The following is a 22035-nucleotide window of genomic DNA, read 5'->3' on the forward strand; positions in this document are numbered from 1 at the left end:
CATCAATTGCCGACATAAATAGGGAAGGTTGACATGCAGAACACCTTGCCGGTGCTGTCCGGCCGAACCCTGCTGCGACGCAGGAGCGTGCTGATCCCCGCGCTGGTGGCCGCCGCCCTGCTCGCCGTCCCGGCGAGTTCCGAGGCCATGCCGCACTTCTCCGCCCCGGCGCCCGCCGCCGCGCACACGGCCAAGCCGACGGTCGTCCTGGTGCACGGCGCCTTCGCCGACTCCTCCAGCTGGAACAGCGTCGTGACCCGGTTGGAGCGCGAGGGCTATACCGTCCTCGGCGTGGCGAACCCGCTGCGCGACTTGGCCGGTGACGCGGCCTACGTCTCCAGCGTCCTCGACAGCATTTCCGGGCCAGTCGTCCTGGTCGGGCACTCCTACGGCGGTGCGGTCATCACCGATGCCGCCGCGGGCCACGCCAACGTCAAGGCCCTGGTTTACATCGCCGCCTTCGCGCCCGAGCAGGGCGAGAGCGCCCTGGGGATCACCAGTGAGTACCCGGGCAGCCGGCTGCCGTCGTCCCTGGTGGTGCGGCCGTTCCCCGGAGGCGGCCAGGACGCCTACATCGACCCCGCCGCCTTCCAGCAGGTCTTCGCGGCGGACGTGCCGGCCCGCGAGACCCGCCTGATGGCTGCCGCGCAGCGCCCGGTGGCCGTGGGCGCGCTGGCCGCGCCCAGCAGCGCACCGGCCTGGCGGACCATCCCGTCGTGGTACCTGGTCGCCGGGGCCGACCAGGCCATCCCGCCGGCCGCCGAGCGGGCCATGGCCCAGCGTGCCCACTCCCACACCGTGACGGTACGGGGCGCCTCGCACGCCGTGTCGGTCTCTCACCCGGGAGCCGTCGCGGACCTCGTCGAGGCGGCCGCCCGGGCCACCACCTGACCGACCGGCACCGGTGGGCAGCGATCGGCGGGACCGTGCGGCACCGCGCGGTCCCGCCGCCGGGCGGCGGGCGTCAACCCGCCGAGGGCGGCCGAGGCGAGGGCTGATCGCCGTGGTGGGTCAGGACGGCGGCCAGCTGGCCCCGGGAGGCGACGCCGAGCTTGGGGAAGATGCGGTACAGGTGCGAGCTGACCGTACGGTGCGACAGGAACAGCCGCTGTCCTATCTCACGGTTGGACAACCCCTGCGCGGCCAGCTCGGCGATGTGGGTCTCCTGCGGCGACAGCAGTTCGCGGGGGTTCGACGTGGGCTGCCACCCGCGCTCGCCCGTCGCCCGCAGCTCCTGGTCGGCGAGGTTCGCCCAGGTGCGGGCACCGACGGCGTCGAACGCCGACCGTGCCGCCCGCAGCGGTCCGCGGGACTCCAGGACACGTCGCTGCCGGCGCAGCCACGAGCCGTATGCCAGGTCGATACGGGCGCGGTGCCAGGGCAGTTGGGAAGCCGCCCCGTCCATGGCGGCCCGGAACAGCGGCTCGGCCGACGCGCGGTCGGCCAGCACCGCTCTCGCGTACTCCAGGGCGATGGCCGCCCCCGTGGGAGGGGAGTCCCCCACGAGCTGTTCGATGGAGGCCAGCGCGGTTCTCGCCTCGGCCCGCCGATCGGTGCGGACGGCGGCGTCGGCCAGGTAGCCGAGCGCCCACACCTGCTGCATCCGCTGGAACGCGGGGTCGGCGGGGTCGAACACGCGGTGAAGCTCGCCGTACGCCTGCTCGTGCCGGTTTGCGCCCAACTCGGCGGTGCCGCGGGCCAGCTGCACGCCGGCCAGCAGGGACGACGCGGCGATCGGGGTCCGCAGCGCCACGTGCTCGGCCTCGGAGAGCAGGGCGTGGCGGGTGTCCCAGCCCTCGCGCACCGCGTCGATCAGCGCCACGGCGATGCGCGCGGTCGCGGCCCACAGCGACTGACCCGTCTCGTCGGCGAGCCGCACGGCCTCGTCGGCCGAGCGCGCCGGGTCGAAGACCCCCAGGTAGACCTCGGCCCAGGCCCGTATCGCGAGCGCCTCGGCGAGCAGACTCATGCGGCCCTGGGCGCGGAGTTCCTGGACGGGGGTGGACAGGAAGCCGACGGCATGGCGGAAATCGCCCGTGCAGAACGCGGCGATGCCCAGCAGGCCGGCGAGTTCCGGTTGCCCGTCGGCGTCCGCCGGCCACCGGGCGAGCTGCTCGATCACCATCGGCGTCCGCTCGTGGAATCCGCACAGCGCGTGCAGGGCCAGCAGCCGCGGGTCGTGGGCCGGCAGGTTCACCTGCCCCGCGGCCCGGACAATCTCGTGCCGCACCGTCGGCCCGGGATCGCGCCACCACACTCTGCGGGCCGCACCCACCAGCAGCTGCATCGCGAGGTCGACGTCCTGTTCGCCGGTGGCGTGCTCGGCCAGGCCCACCAGGTGGCGCACTTCAGCGGGTTCACCCGTGGAGCCGTCGTGGAAGACACCTTCGAGCCACGCCAGCCGCGACCGGTCGCGGTGCCGGAGCGTCATCCCCGCGACCTGGGCCTTGATCTGCTCAACGTGGCTGAACCGGCCCAGTTGGAAGCCGAGTTCGGCGGCGCCGAGCAGGCGTGCGGCCTGCGACTGCGGGTCCGGGCTCAGGGCGGCCGCCCGTTCCAGCCACGCGGCGGCCGAGACGACCGCGCCGCGGCGCTGGGCGTTCCCGGCGGCCTGTTCCAGCTCGGCCGCGATCCGTTCGTCACGGCCCGACACCGAGGAGGCCCGGTGCCACACCGCGCGGTCCGGATGGCCGGTCAGGACGCGCGCGAGCGCCGCGTGCGCCTCCCGGCGTGCGGCCGCCGTCATGCCCTGCCGGAGGGCCGAACCGACCAGCGGGTGGGCGATGCGGTACCGCTCGCCGGTCACGGTCAGGAGCCCGTGCTCGAAGGCCGGTTGTGCAGTGTCGAGGTCGACCGGCGAACCGTGGAGGATGCCCGCGGCGGCGAGGACGTCGTCGAGGTCGTCGCCGTCGTCCACCGCGGCGACGGTCAGGACGGCGCGGACGGCCGGGTCGAGGTGCTCGGCCCGCGTGGCGAACGCCCGCTCCAGGCGGGTGGTCATGGGCAGGTCCTCGTCGAACTCGGTCCACGCGTACCGTCCCGGCTCCAGCGCGCCGGCGAACTCGACCAGGGCGAGCGGGTTGCCGCGGGCCTGCCGCAGCACGCGCTCACGCACGGCCGCCGGCAGATGCGGCGCCCGTGCGTCCAGCAATTCGGCCGACGCGGCGTCGTCGATGCCGTCCAGTGCCGTCCACTCGATCGTGTGGGGGTCCGCGAACGGCAGGGCCTCGGGTCGCGACGTGCACAGCACGACCACCCGCTCACCGGCAATCCGGCGGCAGACGAAGCCCAGCACGTCGGTCGACGGCTGGTCCATCCAGTGCAGGTCGTCGAGGCAGACCAGGACCGGGCTGTCTCCCGCCGCGTCGACGAGCAGTTCCAGGACCGCCAAGGCGGTGAAGAACGGCTGCACGTCGATGGAGTCGCTCATGGCGAAGCTGACGAGGAGGGCGTTGCGCTGCGGGGCGGGCAGCCGGTCGACGCGGGAGAGCAGGGGCCGCAGCAGTTGATGGAGGCTGGCGAAGGGGAGGTGCGTCTCGGACTGGCTGCCCCGCGCGGTGAGCACGGTGAACCCGGCGGATCGCGCATGCTCCACGACCTCCGCCTGCAGCGCGCTCTTGCCCACCCCGGGCTCCCCGAACAGCCCGACCGCCCGGCCTCCGGAATCTACCGCGTCCAGGTGCCTGAACAGGGATCGCAGTTCGTCGTCGCGCCCGACGAGACGCCGGTCGTTGGTAGTGCTCACGAGAATCGATCATGCGGTCGGCGGCGCCGCGTGTCCACCTGCGTCCGGATTGCGGCACGGCCGCTCGGCGGGCCGGGGCCGCGTGGGGATCAGCCGGTCGTCGGCCCGCCAAGTGCGGCGGCGATCCGCCGGCGCGAGGTGATGCCGAGCTTGCGGAACACCTTGTTCAGATGGAACTCGACCGTCGAGGTCGTGATGAACAGCCGGGAGGCGATCTCGGCGTTGGTCTGTCCCGAGGCGGCCAGCAGCGCCACGTGCCGTTCCTGGGGCGTGAGATCGGACCTGGTCTCCGGAACGCGCCGCCGCGCCTTCTCCCCGGTCGCGAGCAGCTCGATCCGGGCGCGTTCGGCGAACAGGGTCGCGCCCCAGGCGTCGAAGGACTCGTACGCGGCCCGCAGGTGCTCCCTGGCCTCGGCCCGGCGCTTGCGCCGCCGGAGCCACTCGCCGAACAGCAGCCGCGACCGGGCGTGTTCCGCGGCCAGCGGGAGGCTGCCCAGGAGGTCGATCGACTCCTGGTACCACGTCTCGGCGTCGGCGCCCTCCTCGGTCAGGGCCCGGCAGCGGGCCAGGAGCCCCAGTGCCCACGGCGTTCCGGCCAGCCGCGCGCGGGGTTCGAGCCGCTGGAGCGCCAGGGCCGCCGTGCGCCGGTCGCCCGCGCGGACGGCGGCCTCGACGAGGAGCGGCAGCATGAGATTGCCCTCCGACGGGAAGTCCTCCTCGTAGGCGGGCAGTGCGTGGCGCAGCGCCTCGTCGTAGCGCCCCGCGCCCAGGTCGAGGATGCACCGGGCGTGGAGCGCCAGCTGGCGCAGCATGCCGAGGCCGTACGTCGCGGCGACGGCGTCCATCGCCGCGGTGACGGCGCGCACCTCGCTCTCCTTGCCCATCCACGCGTACAGCAGGGCCTTGTTGAGGTCGCCCTGAGTCGCCAGGCCGATGGCCGCGGCGTAGTCGTCGGCCTCGGCGAGGAGTGCGTCGGCCGTGGTCAGCCGCCCGTTCCAGATCTCGGTGTAGGCCTGGACCGTCAAGGACAGGCTGAGGCTGTACAGCGCTCCCTGGGTGCGGTTCTCGGTGGCGAGCCGGCCGGTGATCCCGGCGTACGCCTCGATGTCCCACACGTCGCCCGCCACGAGGCTCACGATGATGCTGAGCGGGCTGGCCATGTCGTGGAGTTCGGCCGACGCGCGGAGTTTCGCCAGGGCCTCCTGGATCACCGGGACGCTGCTCTCGTAGCCGTAGGCGGTACGGAGGGCCAGGCCCTCGATCAGCCGGTCGGGGCTCCAGGCCGGGGCGTCCTGGTCGTTGGGGGCGCCGATCACGGCCTTGGCCACCTCGGCCAAGGTCGTGCGGTGCATGGTGTGCTGGGCGATGACGGCGGCGTGCATGGCCTCGTAGAGCAGCTCCCGGGTCATGCGGGGATCCGCGTCGCCGAGTTCGGCCACGGCGTCGAGCATCATGGCGGGGACGCGGTCGTTGTGGGTCTCGAAGAGTTCTGCCGAGGCCCGTATCCGCAGCGCACGGGCGCGGGCGGCGGGCCGGTCGAGGGCCGGGAGGGCGAGGTCGAGCAGGGGGTGCACGGCGGCGTGGTCGCCGGAGGCCAGGTAGGCCTGGGCCGCGCCGAGGTAGCGCTCGGCGCGGATGGCCGGCTCGGTGGTGAGTTCGGCCGCCCTGGACAGGAACAGCGCCTGGGCGGAATAGCCGCCCCTGGCCCGGGCCCGGTCCGACGCGACCTCCAGGTCCGCGGCCGCCGCGTCGTCGGTGCCGAGGACCGCCTCGGCACGGTGCCAGGCCCGCCGGTCGGGGACGCGGGCCGGGTCGCTGGCCGCTTCGAGAGCGGCGTGGATCCGCCGCCGGTCGTCCGCGGAGGCCGCCGCGTAGACCGAGGACCGGATCAGCGGATGCCGGAACCCGGCGCCGGGCCCGTGCTCCAGCACGCCGGCCCCGACGGCGGCGGTCGCGGCACTGGCCGGCAGGCCCAGCGCGCCCGCCGCGTGCCGGACCACCGCCATGTCGTCGGTCGGCGCCGCCGCCATGAGGAGGAGAAGCGTCCGGGTGTCCGGCGGCAGCGCGGCCACGGACTGCTGGAAGTGCTCCTCCAGGAGCCTGCTCACCGGCAGCGGCTCGGGCAGTGGTGCGACACCGGCCAACTGCTCGGCGCCCAGGTGCGCGGCCAGTTCGACGAGGGCCAGCGGATTGCCCCCGGTGCGGGTCGCGATCCGGTCCGCGACGGCCGGGTCCAGGTGCCCGGCGACAGCACGGACCAGCACCTCCCGGGCGTCGGTGTCAGGCAGCCCGCCGACCCGCAGCGAGGGCAGGGCGTCGAACAGCCGCCGGTCGTCGAGGCCGTCCCTGGCCGCAAAGATCAGGCCCAGGGAGTCGGCGTGGAGGCGCCGGGCGACAAAGGCCAGTGTCGCGGACGACTCGGGGTCGAGCCAGTGGACGTCGTCGATCAGGCACAGCATCGGCAGCTCCGACGCCGCGTCGGACAGCAGGGTCAAGGTCGCCAGTCCGACAAGGTGCCGGTCCGGGTGAGCTGCGTCGGTCAGGCCGAACGCGCCGTTCAGGGCGGCCTGTTGCCGGGTGGGAAGCCGGTCGGTGCGGTGGAGGTGCGGCCGCAGGAGCCGGTGCAGCGCGCCGTAGCCGAGGGGCCTTTCGGCCTCGACGCCCACCAGCCGGGTGACCGCGACGCCGGTGGCCTCGGCCGCCGCGTGGTCCAGCAGCCGCGTCTTGCCGATCCCGGCCTCGCCCAGCAGCACCAAGACGCCGCTGAGTCCCTCCCGTACCGCTTCGAGCAGCCGTCCGATCGCCTCGCGTTCGGCGGGGCGGCCGACCATCGCCCGCCCTGTCGCCGAACGAGCACCGTGCCACGCCATGGGAATCCCCTGTTCATCGAGCTCCTGACCTGAGAAAACGCTAGGAGCGCAAGGCGACGCAATCGACCGTCACATGACGGTGGTTGTGCGCACGTCCCGCGGCGGGACGCGGCAGGGCCCGGCGGGTGGCCGGCCGGGAAGGCCGGCCGCCGTGCGCCAGCGCGAGCAAAGCGCCCCAAGATCAGCGGGCTTGTCTTCGACCGGTCTGCGTCGACGCTACGTCGGTTGCTCTGTGTGCACGGGCCGGTGACGTCCGCAATGCGATCCGTGGGACGCGCGGTGGGAGTGTCGATCATCGGGATTCAGCGTGGCGTGGGTGTAAGCGGTGCGCGGCAGTTGGCGCGGCCGTAGGAGCCCTGGGCGGTGGCCCGTTGCACGGGTTTGCCGTGCACGGAGACGGCGCAGGTGGCAGTGCCCCCGTCCCCGCCGAGGACGATGGAGACACCGGCAGAACCGTCGCCGATCTCCGCCTCGGCCGTTTCGTGCCAGGGAAGTCGGGCAGTGACGGTGCGGGCGTGGCCGTCGGGGCCCGCATAGGTGATCTGCGCAGTGCCGTCGCCGGTGACCTGGTAACCGACGGGCACAGTGTCGGTCTTCTTGTCACCTGACGTGGCAGAGGGGTCATCACCGCCGGCTCGGATGGTGATGACGGTGATTGCGAGGGCGAGGGCGAGGCAGGTGGCGATGGCACCGCCGACGATCACCGTCCAGGCGCGGCGGCGGGCAACCCCGTCGCACGCTGTCGCGGCGACGCCCTCTTTCCCGGGGGGCTCCGTGCTGTCGGCAGTCTTCGTCTCCATGCCGGGCTCTCCTTGTGTGCTGAATGGCGCTGAAAGGCGTAGTGCTCTGCGTGCAGTACGCGCCGGTGCCGATTAGAGCTAATGCCGCCCAGTGGCGCAAGTGCCGTTGGAATAAGTCCTATTGATCCCGCAGAAGGTCTGATCCCGATGTTTATCGGGCATGCGAAAAATCTTCATTGAGTGGACCGTCGGGACCGAGGTCAAGATCGCGCCATTGTTGATTCTGCGTGGCTGAAGAATGCTCGTTTGATCCGTCGGACCGCCGTTACGGCCATCAATTGGCCGTGCAAATGGACGAGTTGACCCCATTTCGCGGTTTACGTCAGCCGGCTTGACCCGCGCGCTCGCATGGTGTGACAGTCCGCCCGCTGATCACGAGTCACTCGTGGTCGAGGCAGCATGACGGTCGGTCACGGCCAATTCCGTGGCCTGTTTTGTGCTGCCATTTTCCAGTCATCGACAGGAGTTTTGATGGGAAGACGGCTACGAATAGCGGCGACCTTGACGGTCGGCGCATTGCTGGGGTCTGTGGTACAGACTCCAGCCTTCGCCGTGACGACTTCGCCCGGCCCGCACGGTCCGGGGATCGTGGACTCGGTGAAGAGCTGGTTCGGTGCTGATCGCAAGCTACCGGCGCCGCCGGTGGGCCCGAAGGAAGCGATCGCCGACCGGCAGAAGCTGGCCCCCGGCAAGAAGCTGCCGGGAGCGCACCGCGTGAAGGAGCTGACGGCCAAGCGGACGCCGTCAGTGCGCTACTGGAAGATGTCAGACGGGCGGACACAGGCCGAATACAGTGCGGTTCCGCTGAGTTACCGCGTGGCCGACGGCTGGAAGACCATCGACACCGAGGTCTCCGGCAGCAGCCGTTCCGGGTTCGCGTTCGCGAACACGGCGAACCTGGCTCGTTCCTACTTCGGTTCGCGCAGTAGTGAGCTGCTGCGGTTCGAGGTGGACGCCAAGCGCACGGTCACGCTGGGGCTTGACGGTGCCGCCAAGTCCGTCGATCCGGTGGCCAAGGGTGACACGGTCACCTACCGGGACGTGGCTTCCGGCGCGGACTTCGTTTACCGGGTGGGGCGGGGTGAGGTCAAGGAGGACATCGTCCTGGACAAGGCCCCCAGTGGCCCGGTGTCTTTCACGTTCACCCTGAAGACCGACGGTTTGACGCCCCGCCAGAACAGGGATGGTTCGATTTCCCTGTTCGGCGGGGACGAGTCAGGTCGTGCGGTGGCGGTGATCCCGGCCGCGGTGATGTTCCAGGCGCCGAAGAACACCGACAACGCTGTCATCGATCTCGCCCATGGCGCGGTTTCGCAGAAGCTGACGCGGGACGGCTCAGCCTGGCGGATCACGCTGACGCCGGACGCGACGTGGCTGGCGGCGCCGGGGCGGCGGTTCCCGGTGACGGTGGACCCGACGATCGTGCTCGCGCCAACGCCGTCGACATCGCAGGACGTGATGATCGACTCCTCACAGCCGACGACGAACCTCAACGGTGTCGGCGGGGCCAGCACGGGCAACTGGCAGCTGGGTGTCGGTACGACGGACACAGGCAAGCTGCGGTCGCTGCTGAAGTTCCCGCTGACCGGAATCCCCGCCGGTTCGAAGATCGATTCGGCGCGGCTGGGCGTCTATTACAACCAGGCGCACACCACGAACTCCAACAGTGTGCCGGTGGAGGCGCACCGGGTCACCGGGGCGTGGACCGCGACGGGTGCCACGTGGAACAGCACGAACGCGTTGTCGGGTGAGCTGTCGGGGACGACGGTGCAGCTGGACGACGGGGACGCTGGCACGGCGGCGAGCGGCTCGTGGCCGTACTCGACGAACAGCGCGTTCACCCAGTACGCGATCAACACTGATTACGCGTTCAACAAGGACACGGTTGCGGGTGCCACCTACACCTGGCAGCCGACGGTGCCGGAGACCGACTCCTACCGGGTGGACGTGCACTCCATCCCGGCGACGGACCGGGCCACCAACGCGCCGTACACGGTGACCTACAACGGCGGTACCTACAACACCACCGTGGACCAGTCCGCGGGCACCGGTGGGGTGTGGGCCTCGCTGAACAACGGCGGTGAGCTGTCGTTCTCCAAGGGCACGGCCGGCAAGGTTGTCCTGGGCGACGGTCCGGCCTCCGCGACCACCGCGGTCATCGCGGACGCGGTACGGCTGGTCAACCCCGCCGTGGTGTCGAAGGCGGCGGGCACGTACGACAAGTGGCACAGCATCCCGGTCACCGACACGGTCCAGAAGTGGATCGACGGTACCGCCACCAACTACGGGTTCATGCTGCAGACCACGAACGAGGCCACCCTCGGTCAGGGCGGTCCGCTGTATGAGGCGGGTGAGTTCGGCTACGGCGGCGAGACGGCCACCTATCCGAAGCTGACGGTGACCTTCGGCCGGGTCGGTGTCGCGGTGAACCCGCCGACGAAGATCCACGCGGACGGTGCGGAGCTGTCCTGGCCGGCGTATGTCGACCCGACTCCGGGTGGTCCCACGGGTGACGACCTGGCCGAGTACCAGGTGCACCGCAGTGTCTTCCAGGGCTTCACCCCGACGGCGGCGACGCTGGTCGCACCGGTCGCGGCGGGCACGACGAGCTTCACCGACACCACGGCGGTGCCTACCCCGGCGGACTCCGCCGACGACTTCCACGCGGTGTACTACGAGGTCGCGGTCAAGACGAAGGACGGGACGGTCATCGGCGGTCCGGTCCAGCTCGCGGACCTGCCGAAGGCCGGCCAGACCCGGCAGATCATCCAGTCCGGGACGGGCTACGCCGACACCACGCTGTCCTCGGCCCAGGCCACCACCGGCCACGACACCATCCTCAGTGACAGCCTGAACCAGAACTGGCTGACGGTCGGCAACAACTCCGGCACCTACGGCAAGACCCGTGCCGTGCTGAAGTTCCCCACGACCTCACTGCCCGCCACCGCCCGGGTGCTGTCGTCGCAGGTACAGGCCTTCTCGACGATCACCACCAACACCGGCGGCGGCTCGGCCATCTACGAACTCCACGGCTTGACCAAGGACTTCGACGAGGCCACCGCGAGCTGGAACAACTACACCGGCACCACACCATGGACCACGGCCGGCGGCGACTATTCCGCTACCGTCTCCGACACCGTCGCCGGCGTATCCAGCGATCCGGTCCGTCACTGGTGGGACGCCACCTCACTGACCCAGAGCTGGGTCACCACCCCCACCTCGAACCACGGCGTGCTGCTCAAGGTCAAGGACGAGACCACCGGCGGCCCGCAGGAACGCTCGGTCTTCCTGTCCTCCGAGACCGGTGAACCGCAGTTGCGGCCGCAACTCGTGGTCACCTACGTGGATGCGACGACGGACTCGACGTACTATGCGCCGCAGGTCCCGTCCCGGATGACGCCGGGCACCGCCTACACCGTCGATGTCGACCTGACCAACACCACCAGCACCACCTGGACCGCGGCCGCCCAGCAGCTCTCCTACCGCTGGACCCTCGCCGACGGCACGGACGTCACCAACGGCGGCAACCAGATCAAGACCGCCCTGCCCCAGGACATCCTCCCGGGCCAGACGGTGACGGTCCACGCGCAGGTGAAGGCCCCGAGCAACGCCGACTCCGGCCAGCCCACCAACAAGCGCACCGCCTACACCCTGACCTGGGACACCTGGAACAAGACCAACTCCACCTGGAACTCCGCCACCGGCGGCGTCGCGGGCCTCGCGCAAGCGGTCAGAATCGAGGATCCGACCTCCGACCAGATCGGTCTGGAGAAATTTTACTCCTACACAGGCAAGAACACGGGCGCCGGCTCGTCGGTCATGAACAACCTGGCCTCCGGCAACACGGTCTGGCAGTACAACGCGTTCAGCAACCCGGGCCGCGGCCTGAGCACCTTCGCCCGGTTCGCCTACAACTCCCTCGACACCTCCGACACGGTGATGGGGCCGGGCTGGTCCGCACAGGCCGCCGCGCCGATCCGGCTGGGCGCCGCACTGGACTTCCACCCCAACCCCAATCCGACCGAGGTCACCCTCACCGACGGTGACGGCACGGCCTCGGTGTTCACCAGGCAGGCCGACGGCAGCTTCAAGGCCCCGGCGGGTGTGCACTACAAGCTGGCGATGAAGGGCGGGGTGGACTGCACCCCGGACAAGGACGACACCGCCGACGCCTGGTCGATGACCCGGCCCGACGGGACGCGGTTCTTCTACGACTGCGCCGGCTACGTCACCTCCGTCGTCGACAAGAACGGCAACACCCAGCTCTTCACCTACGAGCACCGCAAGTCCAACAACAAGCCGGTCGAGTTCCTGCAGTACGTCACCGACCCGGCCGCCCGGCAGACGCTGACCGTCACCTACTACAACAAGGGCGACGCCTACCAGTACGTCGACGCCGCGGGTACGGTCCAGTCGGGCACGAACCTGACCAACCCGAAGATCATCGACCACATCAAGTCGATGACCGACATCTCCGGCCGCCAGCTGACCTTCCTCTACACCACGCAGGGTCTGATGGCCCAGCTCACCGACGGCTCCGGCTCCGCACAGCCGAAGGTGTTCAAGTTCACCTACGACGCCACCCAGGGCACCAAGAACGTCAAGCTGGTCAAGATCACCGACCCGCGAGGGCACAACACCCAGCTCGCGTACTACGCCCCGCAGACCGGCGACGACCCGAAGTACCACTGGTGGACCAAGACGATCACCGACCGTCTGAACGGCACCACCGGCTTCACCTACGCCGCCGACGGCACCACCCCGTCGTTCACCGACACTTCCGTCAAGGACGCCGAGAACCACACCACGGCCTACGTCGCAGACGACTTCGGCCGCCCGGTGCAGACGACGAACGCCAAGTCCCAGACCACCAGAATGAGCTGGGACGCGGACAACAACGTCACCTACCTGGAAGAGGCCAACGGCGCCAAGACCGCTTACTGCTACGACCAGAAGACGGGCTACCCGCTCTGGCAGCGCGATCCGGAGAACAACAAGGCCGGTGTCCCCCCGCCTTCGGACTGCGCACCGGGCGTTTACCCTGCGAACGCGTCAAAGTACGAGTACCAGACCCGGCTGGACGGCTACTCGGCCGACCTGTTCCGCAAGACCTCACCCGAAGGCCGTATCTGGCAGTTCGGCTACGACACCTTCGGCAACCTCAAGACGGTCACCGACCCCAAGGGCGTCTCCACCCAGACCGCCGGCGACTACACCACCTCCTACGAGTACGACGCCTACGGCCAGCTGACCAAGGCCACCGACGCCAACAACCACGCCACGGTCAACAGCGCCTTCGATCCGACCGGCTACCCGAAGACGATCACGGACGCGCTGCAGAAGTCGACGAACTTCGTCTACGACGAGCGGGGCCAGGTCACGTCGGTCACCGACGCACTGGGCAAGACGACCACGCAGACCTACGACACGTTCGGGCGTCCGAAGGTCAGCACGGTGCCCAAGGACCAGGCGGCGGGTGTGCTGATCACCACGCCCGAGCCGGTGTACGACGCCAACGACAACGTCACCACATCCACCGCACCCAACGGCGCGATCTCCACGGCGGTCTACGACGACGCGGACGAAGTCATCTCGGCCACCGCCCCGAAGGACACCCCGACATCGCAGGTGCCCACCTCGGCATACACGTATGACAAGGTCGGCAACCTGAAGACGTCGACCGAGCCCAAGGGCACGCTCACGACGACGGACCCTGCCGACTACGTCACCACCAGCACCTACGACGAGATCTACCAGATCACCGACGTGGTGAACGCGGCGGGCAACAAAATCTCCTACACCTACGACAACGTCGGCAACGTCACCAAGGTGGTGGACCCGAAGAAGAACGCCACCCCGGACAACACCGACTACACCACCAAGACCGACTACGACCTCGATCACCGGGTCATCCAGGTCACCGACGCGGCCGGCAAGTTCACCAAGCAGTCCTACGACAAGGACTCGCTGGTCGTCTCCACGACGGACGCCGAGAACAACACCACCACCGTCACCTACGACGAACGGGGCAAGCAGACCGAGGTCAAGGTCCCGCACGACGGCACCTCGACGATCACCTACCGCTCGACGAAGTACGAGTACGACCAGGTCGGCAACACCACCAAGGTGATCACCCCACGCGGCACGGCGACCACAGCGACCGACGACTTCACCTCCCGCACCGAGTACGACGCGCTGAACCGCCCGGTCAAGCAGTACCAGCCCTACGACCCGGCGGACACCCGCTACAACAAGCCGGACGTCTACACCCAGACCACCTACGACGCCGTCGGGCGGGTCATCAAGACCTCGCTCCCGCCCTCGGACGGCGAGACGGTCCGCAACGACACCACCGTCACCTACTTCGACAACGGCTGGACGAAGAAGTCCACCGACCCGTGGTCCATCTCGACCAGCTACGACTACAACGAGCTCGGCCAGCAGCTCACGCGGACACAGTCCTCTGCCGGCGGTTCCTCGGACCGCACCATGGCGTGGACGTACTACCCCGACGGCAAGCTCAAGTCCAAGACGGACGACGGCGTCCCGGCCGGCAAGAGCGTGGTCCTGGCCGACAACTCCGACACCCAGAACACCACGGTCACCGGTACCTGGGCCACGGGCGACATCACCGGACAGGAGGGCTACAACCACCGCACCCACGCGGCGGGCACCGGCACGGACAGCTTCACGTGGACGCTGAACGTCCCCAAGGACGGCACCTACACCGCGTACGTCAAGTACCCGCAGGTGACCGGCGCAGCGACCACGGCGAAGTACACCCTCACCCACGGCACCACCACCGAACCGGCAGTAACCAAAGACCAGAACGCCAGCCCCGGAACCTGGGTGCAGCTCGGCTCCTACCCGCTCAAGCAGGGGGAGGACACCAAGCTGAAGCTCGACCAGAACACCGCGGGCATCGTCGTCGCCGACGGCGTCAAACTGGTCCGGGACACCACCGCTGACCCGACCGACACGGAGAAGAAGAACTTCGCGTACACCTACGACGTCAACGGCAACATGACGTTGATCGACGACACCTCCTCCGGCGCGAGGGTCGACAACTACGCGATCACCTACACCGGCCTCAACCAGGCGCAGAAGGTCACCGAGAACCTCGCCGGCCAGGAAAAGAAGGCCACCACCTACACCTACGACGCGAACAGCCAGCCCGACACGGTCAGCCACCCTGACCAGTTCTCGAAGTACACCTACGACCTGCGCGAACTGGTCCAGACGGTGTCCGTCGGCAAGACGTCCACCGACCCGTCGCCGAAGGTCACCTCGTACACCTACACCGACCGCAGCCAGAAGCTGAAGGAGACCAAGGCCAACGGCAACACCGTCGACTACACCTACTTCCTCGACGGCGCACTGAAGACCACGGCGGAGAAGAAGCCGAACGGCACGCTCGTCTCCTCTCACACCTACGCCTACGACCCCAACGGGAACAAGGCGCAGGACGTGGCCCGGAAGATGAACGCCGACAACCACGCGGCGTACCTCGACTCCACCACCAACTACACCTACGACCCCGCAAACCGCATCGCCACCTCGGTCAAAACCGGCAACGGCGCGGGCACCGAGACCTATGTTCACGACGACAACGCCAACGTCATCAACCAGACCGTCAAGAACGTCACGACCACGTTCAACTACGACCGTAACCGGCTGCTGACCGCCACCACCGCAGGCGCCACGGCCAACTACACCTACGACCCCTACGGCCGCCAGGAGACCGTCACTGCCGCAGGCAAGGTCATCGAGCGGAATGTGTACGACGGCTTCGACCACGTCGTGGAATCCCAGAAGACGGACTCCTCGGGCTCGTTGAAGTCGACCACGTACACCTTCGACCCGCTCGACCGCACCGCCTCCAAAACAGCGGACGGCAAGACCACCGACTTCGCATACCTGGGACTGTCCGGTGAGGTCCTGGACGAGAAGGTCGCCGGCGCGCTCACGAAGTCGTACCAGTACAGCCCGTTCGGTGAGCGCCTGTCGCAGATCAAGCACAACACCGGCGGCACGACGGAGGACGGCTACTACGGCTACAACGGCCACACCGACGTCGAAACCCTCACCGACAGCAGCGGCGACACCAAGGCAACCTACGGCTACACCGCCTACGGCAAGGACGACGACTCGGAGTTCACCGGTATCGACAAGCCCGACCCCGCCGACCCCACCAAGGAGTCGTACAACCCCTACCGCTTCAACGCCAAGCGGTGGGACGCACAGTCCGGCACCTACGACATGGGATTCCGCGACTACAACCCAGGCCTCAACCGCTTCACCACCCGGGACATGTACAACGGCGCCCTCGCCGACATGAACCTCGGCAACGACCCCTACACCAACAACCGCTACGCCTTCACCGGCGGCAACCCCACCAGCAGAGTCGAGTACGACGGACACACCAGCTGCGACATCACGGGGATGTGCGGGGGTGTCTACCGCGAAACCCCGATGATCAAGGCAGAGGAAGCCGCAACACCCGCCCCCGACTCAAGCTTGGTCACCATAGGCGCCGGCTGTCCTCCGGCCTGCAGCGTCCCCACCAAGGAGCTGACTGTCGAGCACCTACAGCTCATGGGTGATGCGGATCATTATGGTTCGCAGAACGACCTCGATGTCTGGAGCAACTGGGACGCGCTGGCTCAGAGCTGGAACTTCCTCTTCGGCGGGGTTGATGAGGACCGGGCCCAGTACAAGGGGGACTTCGTCGCCGCATACGCGGACACCATCAAGGCTGCCTCGGCCAAGTACGACATCCCGGCCACGCTGCTGGCTGGCGTGGCCTACAACGAGGTCTCGGGAGATCCGCCGGCCTTTGACACAGCGGGCGGGATTCTGAGCGGCGACAAGGCATCCTACGGAAATATCAGCATGCAGATCAGCCTCGCTGCCGATTTGCTGGGATATGATCCGGGAAATCTCAGCGGATATCAGAGAAGCGAGATCAAGAGTTCGCTTCAGGACAACGTTCAGAACATCTTCTTGAGCGCCAGGTATCTGTCACAGGGCAGGGACGCGATCGCCCCTGGGCGGGGTGCCGGGAGTTTCACAACGACTGACATGAAGAACGTAGGCGCCTGGTACAAGGGAGGAGCCGGCTACTGGGCCACCGATCCTGGGGCCCGGTCGTACGGAGGAAACATCGTGAAGAACCAGGGCATGCTGTCGGGACTACTCGGATAGAGTTCCAGATTCGCGGGGCGTGCCAGGAATCGCTTCCTGGCGCGCCCCGCACGTCAGTCGGATGCGCAGGATGGAAAGAAAAATGATAGTTGCGAACGAGAAGTTGGCCCTGTGGCTGCGGGGCATTCTGGCAGCAGGACTGTATGCGGTCGCCGTCGGTATGCTGGCACTGTGCCTCCCGGCCGTGGGTGCGGAAACGACACCGACAAGCGATCCCGACACCGCGGCAGGCGCATTTTTCTGCCTTGTTCTGTCGACCGTTTTCCTGGCCGTCACGGCGGGAATTTCGCGGCGATGGAGGAGCGCGCGCCTCGTATGCCTACTGCACCTCGTGCTCATCGTGATCGTCTGGACGCAGGTGCCGAGCCCGTTCTGAGGCGGGGCCGCGACGGCGCTGCCGCTGCTGCGACATGAAACGGTGGTGCAGTCGCATTGTGGGGATCCGTGCTGCCACGCTCGTGCTGACTGTGACTGCACGCGGAGAACAGGACAGGCATTCAATAACAGCCAGGATTCCGGGGATAAGTAATTCCAGGGCAGTTCGGTCTACTGGACCGCCAGGTAGTGAAAACCCACTTGTTGAACTGAGCCTCGGACAGAGCTCCGGAATCGCGGGGTGTGCCGGGAAACGGTTCCCGGCACACCCCGAACGTCGGTCGCGGTACAGAGGACGGAAAGAAGAGTCCTCAAACGGTGGGACGTCGAGTTCGGCACGTACGGCATGGGCTTCCGCGACTACAACTCCCCGGCCTCAACCGCTTCACCACCCGGGACATGTACAACGGCGCCCTCGCCGACATGAACCTCGGCACCGACCCCTTCACCAGCACGCCACGTCGGTGCCGAGGGCACGTCGAACCACGCCTTGATGCTCTTCGGCGCGACGTGCCTTCACGCCCTGTACGAGCGGGCTACACGCCGCTGCCCCGTGGCACTCGCCGGCCATCCGCCGCCGCTGCTCATCGATCCGCAGGGACGGGTCACCTTCCCGGACCTGCCGACAGGAACCCCGCTCGGCATAAGACTGGGCAGCCTGTTCCGGTCCGCCGAACTGGAGCTCCCCAGGGGAGCGTGCTCGGCCTCTACACCGGCGGCCTGGTCGAGGCCCGCGACCACGACATCGAGGAGGGGATGAACCGCCCGGGCGGTGCCATGACCCAGCCGGGACTGCCCCTGGAGGACCTGTGTGCCCGCGCACTGGAAACCGTCCCCGGCAGCCGGGCCGCGTCCGACGACGTCACCCTGCTCCTGGTCCGGACGCGGCTGCCGGGGGCGGCCCCGAGAGGCATGTGACGAGCCTTGGCGCACGCCAAGGCTTAGCCTCGCGCTTTCACGAGGTGGGCTGTCAAAGGCTTGATCGCAAAAGCGGAAAGTGCTCCTGACCGGCAACGATGGGACTTGCTGAGGGTCCTGTTGGTTGCGAGGAAAGAAGCACTTCCCAGGTGAAGAAGCGTATCGGGTCCTACCCCCGTGTACGTGTCGAGGGCGGCGGTCGTGGGGTGGTCTCGCAGGCCGAGGCCGTGTTGCTGGTCGAGACGGCCCGCAAGGCAGGCCTGGATCGGGCGATATCGCAAGCACTGGAGCCGTGGAGGCGGCAGCGGGCGGTGCACGATCCGGGCAAGATTCTGCTCGATGTGGCACTCGCGGTCGTGCTGGGCGGGGACTGCCTGTCCGATGTCGGGATGCTGCGAGCCGAACCCATTGCGCATCGAGAGTCGACCGCACGATACGGGCCGATCCGACAAGGATGATGCGGACTCATGGCGGCCCAGTTGCCGACGCCAGCCGATCAGGCGGGCGTCATGGCTGGTCCGTCGTCATCCGAAGAACGGCATGCAGCTGGCGGCGTAGGCGCCTGACCTCATCGACGAGCCGAGGGACGCTCTCGCGGGCCGCGGCGTTGTAGAGGTCCTGCAATGCCTGGCGGCGGGCTGCGCCGACTTCGGTAGCGCGTCCATGACATTGGCCGTTTTGTGCACCGAGACCCGGGGGCCCGGTAGAGCGGCTCCCCGCCGGTAGAGGCGCACAGGTCCACGCGGACGACGCCGCGTCGCGCAACCAGTCGAGCAGTCCCAGCCTGACGGCCTGGCAATGGCCGCGTCACCGGTGAGCGGGACCGGGCATCATGCCGATGACGTGGCCGACGGATCGGTTCACCAAAGGGGGGTCGCGTCGTCCGCTCGGTGGGCAGACGTTGGATGGCCCGCGATGCGCCGAGAGCCCGACGCCGGGCTGTCGTGTGGCTCCTGGGCTTCCTGGGGCCGACCTTGGTCCGCCACGGTCCGGCAACATTGATGCCACGTGCTGATGTCGGCTTGAACGCCGTCATGGAGCTCCTGAAGGCCGCTGACGCTCTACTCGGCGGCTACGTGCTTGCCCCGCCTGCCGTCCGTGAGCCCTGGCAGGACTCCGACTTGGTGCCTGCACGGTTCGTCACGACCAGTCGATGCTTTCTGGCCGACGGGGATCCCCATCCCGAGTTCTACGACTGGTACATCGATCGGGCGAAAGCCGAACGTGCCCGTACCCGATTTGCGCCCGCCGCGGAACTGCTGGCTGTTGGCCTCAGCAGGGAAGACGCTCAGCTCTTCAAGCGTGATCACACCGCGTCGACGACGTGGGCGGAGCCGGAGGAACGGGAGTCGGCTGAGCCTCCTCCTTGACACTGCTCTCTGCCGGTCAGCCCCTACCCCCCGACGCCAGGATCCTGGGGTTCGACGTGGTGGGCGTCGAGTACGGTGTCTCCTCGTTCCATTCCTGGCTCTGCCACAGCTACGAAGCGGAGATCTGGGAGGAGCTGCGGATCCGTCCCAACGGCGATGGACTTCTGCCCAGTTACAGGAGTGCGGCAGAGGTCTTGGTATGGATGGAGTCTCGGGCCGGCCGAAGAAGCTCCCGAACCAGCGCCCTGGACAGTCGTGATCATCGCAAGGTGTCACCTTCAGGGCTGACGCCTGCATCCGACGCGGTGGCCCCATCGCGCAGCACACTTCGGGAGGAGTGGCGCAGTACACCCTGCCTGAACCGCATCGCTCGTCAGCAGCGGCAGTGGGCCGCGCCGATCCGCCTGGACAACACGGATGTGGCACGCACTATTGTTCGCTCATGCATCGCGTGCTCTGGACAGTCCTGGCCTTCGCTCTCACCGTTCTTGCGGTCAGTGGCCTCGCCGGTGTCATTTACGGCGCTGTGGGTGGCGGCGACGTGCCGAGCATGCTCTTCAACCTCGCCATGAGCTCCGCTCTGTTCATCACTGCGCGTGGCGCGCGGCGCCGGGTGATCGAGAACCAGTAGATGCGTCCGACGAGCCGACAGGAGCAATGCTCAAGACCTGTGGATCAGCCCCGGAAGGGACGCAGAGGGCGTACCTTCCCGAATGATCCTTTGATGGTCACCGAGTAGGCCCGCGTTGCAGCGCGGGTCGGGAGGGTACGCCCGTGCTCACCGTAGTGAATGAGGACGGCTCCACGCGAGACGGCTCCCTGATCGGCGAGATCGTGCGCGAGGGGGCACGACGCATGCTTGCCGCCGCCTTGGAAGCCGAAGTCGACGCCTATAGTGCCGAGTTGGCGAGCGAGCGTGACGAGCGGGGTCGTCGTTTGGTCGTCCGCAACGGCTACCACCAGGCGCGGAAGGTCACCACGTCGGCCGGCGTCGTGGAGGTTCGGGCCCCGCGCGTGCACGACAAGCGCGTGGACGAGGCCACCGGCGAGCGCAAGCGGTTCTCCTCGGCGATCCTGCCGCCGTGGTGCCGCAAGTCCCCCAAGGTCGCCGAGCTGCTGCCATTGCTCTATCTGCACGGCCTGTCGTCGGGCGACTTCGTGCCCGCGTTGGAGCAGTTCCTCGGCTCCTCGGCGGGTCTGTCCCCGGCTACGGTGACGAGGCTGACCGCGCAGTGGCAGGCCGACCACGCCGCGTTCCAGCAGCGGGACCTGTCCGGCACCGATTACGTCTACCTCTGGGTCGACGGCATCCACCTGCGCATACGCCTTGAGGAGGCCAAGGCCGCCGTCCTGGTGATGATCGGGGTCCGTGCGGACGGCACCAAGGACCTCGTCCCCTTGGTCCGCGCCGGAGCACGCTTCGAACGCGGACTCCTGGTCGAACGCNAGGAGCTGGCAGCCTGATGAGCACACCCGAACCGCTGAGCGACCAAGAGCTCGACGACCTTGAGGAGCTCGCGCATGCCGCGACTCCGGGCCCCTGGTTCGTCCGCTTCCTCGACGATGACCACGCCATGAACCTTGTCGCCGTGAGTACCGTGCCCGACACCGGGGCCAGCGAACGGTGGCCGCGCTTTGACCACCAGGAGATCGTGGCGGCAACGCTCGTCCAGCAACCCCGCTACGTCGACATCGCCGACGAACGCTGGGACGAGAATGCTCGGTTCATCGCCGCGGCCCGCGAGAGCGTCCCTCGGCTCGTCGATGAGATCAGGCGCCTACGCCACCAGCTGAACGCCACTCGTCGGAGCACACCGGAGCGGGAGTGAAACCCAATCCACAGGTATTGACAATTACTCGCCGACAGTCGACGAGCCGGTCAGTGCCTCGGGAAGTGATGAGCTGAGCCTCCTGTCTGGGTCAGGGGCAGGGCGGGCGCATGGTCCCTGATCCGGGCCGAGTTCGCGGTCCGTTGGCATCATCGGTCAACGTCGGCCGGCCTCGGCGGACCACCGACGGCCCGGCCCGCGCCTACGAGGACTCTGCAGGTCGCTCAGCGCTGCACGTTGCACCCATTCGTGGACCGGCCCCGCACGCACCAAGAGCCGACAGGGCAACGGCTGACCACACGGCGCAACCGCACCTATCCCAGCGAGAAGGAGGCCCGGTGCCGCCACCTCGTCCCGTCATGGACCAGCAGGTCGACCGCCGAGACCTGCGCGACGACGGGGAGACCGGTGAGCAGGTCGGCCTCGGCCTTCTCCATGACGGCTTCGTCCTGGCCCTGGGCGGCCGTCAGATGTGGGACCACATCGTCGAACTGCCTGCCGAACGGCGGGTTTTCCGGCCATCGCTCCACAATCGCCTCCGTGAGCCGCCTGAAGCTGGTGTCCACTGCGGGGGCGAGATACAGCACACCGGGGAACCGGCCGCAGTGGTCGAACCGGGCCTCGAAGGACTCGCGCCGGCCTAGTACCTCACCGATCGCGGCGCAGACACCCTCATCGATGCGGCTCGCGTCGAGAAACGGGAAGAGCACCGTGACATGCGCAGGAACACCGGCACGGGCCGAGGGATCAAGCCGTTCACGCCACGCTCGCACCAGAGGCTCCGCCTCCGGAACTCTCACAATCTGACCCGACTGCCCTGCCCGGAATCCCTGCACGTCGTCATCCGCCATCGCATCTGTCTACCAGCGGGCCCCGATCAGCGGCGACCCGATAATCACCGCCATGCCATGCAGGACGGAGCAC

Annotated in this window: 10 protein-coding genes and 3 pseudogenes; 9 read left to right on the forward strand and 4 right to left on the reverse strand. The window is 68.3% G+C overall.

Annotated elements, in window-relative coordinates:
* Positions 1–33: 33 nt before the first annotated feature.
* Positions 34–891, forward strand: a complete 858-nt coding sequence (locus tag B085_RS0120845) for an alpha/beta fold hydrolase (protein WP_018560518.1) — start codon at positions 34–36, stop codon at positions 889–891.
* Positions 892–964: 73 nt separating this feature from the next.
* Here B085_RS0120845 and B085_RS43190 read toward each other — a convergent pair whose 3' ends face one another.
* The 3 genes from B085_RS43190 to B085_RS45755 form a co-directional block, all read right to left on the reverse strand.
* On the reverse strand, positions 965–3745 hold the full coding sequence (locus B085_RS43190; protein WP_018560519.1) for an ATP-binding protein: 2781 nt from the start codon (positions 3743–3745) through the stop codon (positions 965–967).
* Between the two features lie 89 nt (positions 3746–3834).
* A complete protein-coding gene (locus B085_RS0120855) occupies positions 3835–6615 on the reverse strand; it encodes a helix-turn-helix transcriptional regulator (RefSeq protein ID WP_078619993.1) in 2781 nt (926 codons plus the stop codon).
* Positions 6616–6917: 302 nt separating this feature from the next.
* Positions 6918–7415, reverse strand: a complete 498-nt coding sequence (locus B085_RS45755) for a hypothetical protein (RefSeq protein WP_018560521.1) — start codon at positions 7413–7415, stop codon at positions 6918–6920.
* A 471-nt stretch (positions 7416–7886) separates the two neighbouring features.
* Between B085_RS45755 and B085_RS43200 the strand changes: the two genes are divergently transcribed.
* From B085_RS43200 to B085_RS0120895, 8 genes and pseudogenes are all read left to right on the forward strand, one after another.
* Positions 7887–16619, forward strand: a complete 8733-nt coding sequence (locus tag B085_RS43200) for a DNRLRE domain-containing protein (protein ID WP_106434996.1) — start codon at positions 7887–7889, stop codon at positions 16617–16619.
* 82 nt (positions 16620–16701) lie between these two features.
* Positions 16702–16995 (forward strand): hypothetical protein, encoded by a 294-nt coding sequence (locus B085_RS0120870; RefSeq protein ID WP_018560523.1) that lies wholly within the window; start codon positions 16702–16704, stop codon positions 16993–16995.
* A 492-nt stretch (positions 16996–17487) separates the two neighbouring features.
* Positions 17488–17912, forward strand: a pseudogene (locus B085_RS47210) (PP2C family protein-serine/threonine phosphatase).
* Between the two features lie 149 nt (positions 17913–18061).
* Positions 18062–18358 (forward strand): annotated as a pseudogene (locus tag B085_RS47215) (transposase); the annotation flags it as partial.
* Between the two features lie 588 nt (positions 18359–18946).
* Entirely contained in the window at positions 18947–19282 is a 336-nt protein-coding gene (locus tag B085_RS0120880) for a hypothetical protein (RefSeq protein ID WP_018560526.1), read from the forward strand.
* 442 nt (positions 19283–19724) lie between these two features.
* Positions 19725–19913 carry a hypothetical protein gene (locus B085_RS0120885; RefSeq protein WP_018560527.1) on the forward strand — a complete coding sequence of 63 codons (189 nt, stop codon included), beginning with the start codon at positions 19725–19727 and terminating at the stop codon, positions 19911–19913.
* Positions 19914–20056: 143 nt separating this feature from the next.
* Positions 20057–20683, forward strand: a pseudogene (locus B085_RS43205) (transposase); the annotation flags it as partial.
* A gap of 62 nt (positions 20684–20745) precedes the next feature.
* On the forward strand, positions 20746–21111 hold the full coding sequence (locus B085_RS0120895) for a hypothetical protein (protein ID WP_018560529.1): 366 nt from the start codon (positions 20746–20748) through the stop codon (positions 21109–21111).
* A 314-nt stretch (positions 21112–21425) separates the two neighbouring features.
* On the opposite strand, the gene B085_RS0120900 is transcribed toward B085_RS0120895, so the two are convergent.
* Complete coding sequence (locus tag B085_RS0120900) at positions 21426–21962, reverse strand: 2'-5' RNA ligase family protein (protein WP_026251278.1); 537 nt, start codon at positions 21960–21962, stop codon at positions 21426–21428.
* Between the last annotated feature and the right edge of the window lie 73 nt (positions 21963–22035).

The sequence above is a fragment of the Streptomyces sp. BoleA5 genome (genome assembly GCF_000373665.1).
GTDB lineage: Bacteria > Actinomycetota > Actinomycetes > Streptomycetales > Streptomycetaceae > Actinacidiphila.

Excerpts from the sequence above, each read along its gene's own strand:
- B085_RS0120895 (WP_018560529.1), top strand. The coding sequence starts at position 20,746 with ATGAGCACACCCGAACCGCTGAGCGACCAAGAGCTCGACGACCTTGAG.
- B085_RS0120885 (WP_018560527.1), top strand. The coding sequence starts at position 19,725 with ATGCATCGCGTGCTCTGGACAGTCCTGGCCTTCGCTCTCACCGTTCTT.
- B085_RS0120900 (WP_026251278.1), bottom strand. The coding sequence starts at position 21,962 with ATGGCGGATGACGACGTGCAGGGATTCCGGGCAGGGCAGTCGGGTCAG.
- B085_RS0120855 (WP_078619993.1), bottom strand. The coding sequence starts at position 6,615 with ATGGCGTGGCACGGTGCTCGTTCGGCGACAGGGCGGGCGATGGTCGGC.
- B085_RS0120880 (WP_018560526.1), top strand. The coding sequence starts at position 18,947 with ATGGAGCTCCTGAAGGCCGCTGACGCTCTACTCGGCGGCTACGTGCTT.
- B085_RS0120845 (WP_018560518.1), top strand. The coding sequence starts at position 34 with ATGCAGAACACCTTGCCGGTGCTGTCCGGCCGAACCCTGCTGCGACGC.
- B085_RS45755 (WP_018560521.1), bottom strand. The coding sequence starts at position 7,415 with ATGGAGACGAAGACTGCCGACAGCACGGAGCCCCCCGGGAAAGAGGGC.
- B085_RS0120870 (WP_018560523.1), top strand. The coding sequence starts at position 16,702 with ATGATAGTTGCGAACGAGAAGTTGGCCCTGTGGCTGCGGGGCATTCTG.
- B085_RS43200 (WP_106434996.1), top strand. The coding sequence starts at position 7,887 with ATGGGAAGACGGCTACGAATAGCGGCGACCTTGACGGTCGGCGCATTG.